General features: G+C 35.1%; 3 protein-coding genes. All 3 read right to left on the bottom strand.

What is annotated here, in order from left to right; translation table 11 throughout:
• Window positions 1–84 precede the first annotated feature (84 nt).
• Window positions 85–453, bottom strand: a complete 369-nt coding sequence (locus AC1DSL_RS15105; protein WP_477532806.1) for a hypothetical protein — start codon at window positions 451–453, stop codon at window positions 85–87.
• A gap of 13 nt (window positions 454–466) precedes the next feature.
• Window positions 467–4519 (bottom strand): DUF7359 domain-containing protein, encoded by a 4053-nt coding sequence (locus AC1DSL_RS15100; protein WP_477532805.1) that lies wholly within the window; start codon window positions 4517–4519, stop codon window positions 467–469.
• Between the two features lie 43 nt (window positions 4520–4562).
• A partial coding sequence (locus AC1DSL_RS15095) for a hypothetical protein (protein WP_477532804.1) occupies window positions 4563–6199 on the bottom strand: 1637 nt, incomplete at its 5' end.

Below are 6199 nucleotides of genomic sequence, written 5' to 3'. Positions count from 1 at the left end.
CTCTTGTGACTGCATATTCAAGTTGCACTACACCAACATTTTTAGTTTTGTCTAAGAAGGCTCTCAATAAAAATTCAAACATCATCATTGCACCCCACTAAACATCATAGTTAATAAAACATCTTCCAATGACTTTACTTCAGCTTCCAATTGCTCGACTGTTTTCTTAGGTGATTTGCCTTCGTTGACATATTTAACTAATTCATCTTTATTATTAAAATTGAAGGTGTCTGCATCGTTTGCTATTGTAGGTGCATCTGAAACTGTATATTCTAAGTTTTTATTTGCTAAGAAGTCTTTTGCTTTAGCTAATTCCGACTCATCATATATCTCTTTCTTGTCACTCACAAATCCTTCATAATATAGTAATTGTGCCAACTCATCGCCTTCAATAAGTGAATTCACCACAATATTCTTAATAGGAAACTGCGCCTTCCCGTCTACCACTTTCATATAACCACTCCTTTTATGCGATGATATTACCTTCGTTTACAGTACCAACACCAGCATCACTAATTGCTCCTGTTTTTCCTGATGTTCTTAGGTCATTATCTTTTACGATTGTTCCAGCTGCTGTATTGTTAATTTCAATCCCATATTTACTTTGATGTAAAACTGAGCGACAAGTGTTAGTTGATATTGTGTTACGATCACCTATTACTACAATATTGCTACGTTCGCCTCCCACTACAAGAGAGGTATCAGAAACATAATTGTTCGCAATGATGTGGTCATCGGTCACTACTTCTATTCCTTCTAACATTGTAATGGTGACTCTGTTTGAGGAAACATTATTTCTTTCTCCACGTACTCTAATCCCTACTCCAAGTGAGCAATTGTAGATGGTGTTATTTATCGCTTGGCTGTCACTTGATGATAGGTTGAGAGCTGCCGAGTATACTCCACTAATCTTATTCCCGTTGATTGTATGTCGGCTACCAAATGCAACAATACCAAACCAACAATTACTTATGTTGTTATTGATAATACTTGCATTGTTACAGTTGTTGTCGTTAATTTCAATTGAACCTGTTCCTCCAGCACCGAATTGGATATTGTTTAAGATGTTCTCTGAGAAAATGATGTCATTAGAATTAGAACCTGCTCTAAAAGCACCTTTTGAATCATGATATGAGCAATTGGTAACTAATAATCTACTACTCTCATAAACGTCTAATGAAAATGTGGCACAATTCAAAATATGAACGTTTGCGATTACACACTCTTGAGCTTTAAATAGTCGAATTGCAGTCATTGAATTATCCTCAGTGATTACATCTTTGCTCATTTGCATCATTAAATCTTTTATCATGATGTTAATATTGCCAGTAGTTGTATTTTCGTTTTCAATTAATCCACGATATTTTCCGATAGGAGTGCCAATTATAACTTGTTTCAAGATTGTAGAYTTCCCTGTTCCAACTAAAGCTACATTGGAAGGGATTTTTATCGGTTTAGCACACTTGTAGATTCCTTCTTGAAGTTTAACAATTCCACCTGATTGCTTAATACTTTGAATGGCTGCATTGATTTTAATGTCAGCACCAACTAGCATATCGGCTACTGTAATAATAATATCTGCGGAATTGAGTCGAGGAGAAACCACACCATTTATTCCAACTTCAGTTCCGATGATAATTGACTCAGAGTTACGATTGAAACGGTCATACGGAGTTCCACCAATTGTTCCAGAAATATCACCTTCATAGCTGATGTTGGATTCAGGTCTATATGGGCTTTCTGTGAACAGGCTAGATGTTCCAATTGTAGAACGAATAATTCCTTCTGAGTTGATTGATGTATCTACATTTCTATAAGCGACAACACCAAATGTATAATACTTATTAGCAGTTACACCTGTTAAGATGAATGAACGACTTTTCTTATCCACTTGTTGTACGTAATCAGTAGTTAGACTAGGCACATGAGGTGTAGCAGAATCAGATGAGTAAACCAATACACCGAATCCATTTATTGGACTTTCTGGATTCTCAACGAATATCCACTCAAATGAAATGTCTACTGATCCATCTTTATTCTTAACATGGTCAATAGCTGTTCCATCGTTTGATACGGTTGGCTTAGAGATAGGATTGGGATTTCGTATTGATTTCCTTGTTTCTTCATCAGCATCTTTACCAGCCTGTGACTGTAAATCAATAATCTTATTAATTAATATTGATTTGGTGTTCTGCACATTTTCAATTGTAAAATCTAAATCTTCTTTGTCTTGAAAGTTTAAAGAAGAAGGATAAAAAGGCTGATTAATGAATGCRGAATTTAATGTCGACTCCAGTGATTGTAAGGCATTTTCATAAGATGTTTTCTCAGTAGTGATGCCCAGTGCTGTAGCAACGTCAACTAAATCTTTTGATTCCTTTTTAACACTAAGTAACATGGTTTCAAGCATATTTGCTTCAGCTAGTGTGATTAAGCTATCGTCAGAAAATGCAGCGATTTGGTCAAATAATTCTTGAGTAGTTTGATTCACTTCAATAATTTGATTATCAACATATGTCTTAGCATTATCTGCAACAACTTTATCTTTTTCAGTCATGATTTTTTCAGTAAGTATTGTTTTGTTTTGTTGTACTTGTTGGAATTTTAATTGGATTGCATCTCTGTCAGTGAGCAATATTGTGATTGGATAAGAAGGCTGATTAATCCATGTACCTAAAAGTGTTTCCAACTCATTGAATGATTGTAGGAAAGTGTCCTTTTCAGTTGTGATTCCAAGTGCCACAGCTACTTCAATTAAATCAGACGCTTCACCTTCTAATTCGTTTAGGCTAAGTTTAAGGAAATTAGCTTCAGCTTTTGTGATAAATCCATCAGCATATGAACGTTGCAAATCACGATTGAAATTGTCCAATGATTCTTGTGCTTCTGAAATTTGCTCATCAATATACTTTTCTAAATTTTCTCCAATGTCATTCCAGTTGCCTTTGTTGATATCTAATACGTCAGCAGCATTTTCAGACTTGTAGAGCCTTCTCATCATCCGTCTTTTGATATCATTAACTTCTAGCAAGTTCGAAACAACAACACTAATACTGTCACCGTCAAAGTCAAATGTAGCTTCAATTAGATTTGCTTTTAAGTCGATACCCATTTCTTCTTTTTTGAATCTAATGGAGTCTCCTAGAGAGAGCTTATTCCAATTATTTTGCTCAGTGATGACTGAAAGGAAGTTGATGATATCTACACTTAAAGACATAGGAGGGAATTTTCTTCTTTCAAATTCTTCAAGTCCTGCTGCATATAACATCTGGTCGTCATAGTGATTACTATCTGACCACTCATCTTCTTCAATAAACTCGATTAACTCTGATAATAGTTCAGGAGTGAAGTTGTTTTCTTTTGAAATGGCAATTCTTAAATCAGAAATGACTACATTCTTTGCATTTAGCTGTGCTTGTATTCCACTTATTTCATCTTTCTTGGCATTAACTTCACCAGTTTTATTTGCAAATTCAATATCAAGTGTGTCTGTGCTACCACCGTATTGTTTCTGCACTTCAATTGCGTCTGCAATAACTTGTAAATCAATCTCTAACACATCTAATGCGTTTTGTGCTGGGATTAGCTGTGCTTCAATTACAGCCTTTTCATCAAGCAATGTGTCAAAGTTGCCTTTATTGCTAAATAGCAAATCCTGATAATCTAAGATTGCATGACACAATTCATCGCTCATGTAATCTGAATGACTAATTACAGTCCTTTGCTCATCTCTTGCAAATGGATATAAGAAGTAACTAAAATCCTCAATGTATGATTCACCTGTTAAGCTAACACGATTGATGGATAAATTGTCTTTCCCATATACATTTAAGTGAGTGCAAAATTCTGTGCTATCACTCTCTCTGAGAAATGACTGTAAATACTTCTGATCGCTCACAGTTAAGCCTTTATTAGCACCAATTTCAACTTCTTTGTAAAAGTTGATTTGCCTATTAACTGTGTCAAACTGTGCAATGACCTTGAAACTTTCACCAATTTCAGTCAACGCTTCTAAAACAGATTTAGTTGAAATATCAAACGACCTTCTTGAAGCGAGTATTCCACCAAGACTTTCAGGTATCCTGTTTATTGTCCAATTTGTATTATCTAACACATCAGCACATGCTTCTGTAATTGTAATTGCTTCTTTTTTATAACTCCGTATTTTTCTACGTCTCAATTCATTCTCAAGGGATAGACATTGAACGGATATATGATTGACATCATCTTGATCTGATTCACTAGGAGGTTGGATAACAAAATAAGATTCAAATTCACCGTACACAAGTTTAATCAGATATTTGAATTTGATGTTATGAATATAAGGATTGGCGACAATGCTATTTCCTCTTGCAACTTTATACGGAATGTTGAATAATAATTCATTCATACCTTTTAACTTGATGGAAAGGCTAGCACCGTAGGCATCGCTAATTTTTGCTATTGTATTTTTATTCGGCTTACACAAATAAAAGGACGGTTTTAATGGTTGTTTTGTTAAATCAATATTCCAATACAATTTATTATTGCCCCCTTTGTCTCTAAAAAAAAGAGACTGAGGCTTATTTGCCCCAATCTCTCATAATTCCATCCATTATTTTAAATGTTTCATTGGCTATTTGTTGTCCAGCCTGTTTGCTTCCACCTTGTACAGTTACATTGATTACAGGACTTAGTGAATAATTCGTTCCGCCTTTAGCAATCAAAGGAGGAGGGGTTATTGACTTCAATAAGTTTTGCATGTTCGGCAAGAATGCTCCGATTAGATTCTTCTTAGGAATGAATAGTTCGCCAATTTCAGCTTTAACCATCGTTTCATTCATTTTTGTATTGAACAATTTATTTGCCTTCTGTACAATACTGTCGCTACTTCCTCCAACAATACCACCTTCATGGAATGTCATTGGATAGTTTTTCAACTCATTGTAACTTCCATCAGGGAATCCCCATTTGCTTCTGAAAGCTGCATTTTCTTTTTTCAGTTTTTCTAAAGTTGTTGGTGAAGGATGTGAAGTTTCAGCTACATATTTATTATTTAAGTAAGCTCCCCAATCCGATTTCTTTTGCTTATTCGGTTGTGTTCCTCCAGTTGAACCCCCAATGCTTCCTAAGTCGCCTAAGCTTCCAGTTGCAGCAGCAATAAGATTCAACAGTTCAGTCCAACTTAACGATAGCTCTGAAATTGTGGTTTGATTCATCCTCTTAAATTCAGCTAAGAATCCTTCGATTCCGTTCTTGGCGTTCTCAATATTACCATCAATAATGCTTTGTCTAAGAGTAGCGAAGTAAGCCTCATTATTGATTAATTCGTTATAGTAATATTCCATGTCTGCCTTTTCACGTTCAAGCCTTTTTTTATTGTATTCGTAAGAGTCTTCTTCAGCTTTCTTCTTGGCTTCAGTTTCTTTTCTGAAAGCTTCTAATTGGTCATTCAAGCCTTTTTTGCGAAGTTCGTTTTTACGACCATTTTTCTTCTCATCAATTTCTTCAGTAATGTCAGCTAACTCTTGTTCAAGTTCCATTCGAGTTGCTTGGTCAGCTAATGAATCAGAAAGACTTAGAGAACTAATTCTTCCTTGTAATGCTAATTGACTATCTTGAAGTTTAGACAACTCTTTGTTGTATTGATCCTCATTGTCTTGGTCATCTAACAATTGCAATTTTTTATTGATTACTTCTTCAAATCGGTCTAAATCATCATCGTATTGTTGCATCCGTACTTCATTAATTTCTTCAAGTCGTTCGATTTCTTCATCTTTTTGTTTAGTTGCAATGTCACGTTGCATTTCATAAGCACGTTTAATGGTGTCAATTGCCTCGTCTGCTATGCTTGAGCGATATTGATTGATTGCGTCTTCAGCACCTAGTATCGCTAAAGTGGTTTCATTCAACTCTTTCTGATAATCTTTTTCTTGCTGAATGCTTAAGTCTTCAGTAGATAAAAGCTTTTGTAGCTCTGCTCTCTTGGCTTCTAATTGGTCTTTGTTTTCATTTAATAGTTCAGTTTGATACTTTGTTTCATTGTTGTATGCGTCAGAACCTTTTACTAACGTAGCTTGGATTGCTTGTGAGCGTTCAATTTGATAAGTGTTTTCTTCAATCGCTTCAGTATAACGACCCATAATTGAAGCAATTTTATCATAAGCAATTTGCTGGATTTCAGTGTTTAAGGAAGCCATTTCTATTTTCAATTCTTCTG

The sequence above is a fragment of the Paenisporosarcina sp. P4_D4 genome, assembly GCF_056401835.1.
The sequence above is the reverse complement of the archived record's forward strand: the minus strand, read 5'-3'. Positions and strand labels throughout refer to the sequence as shown.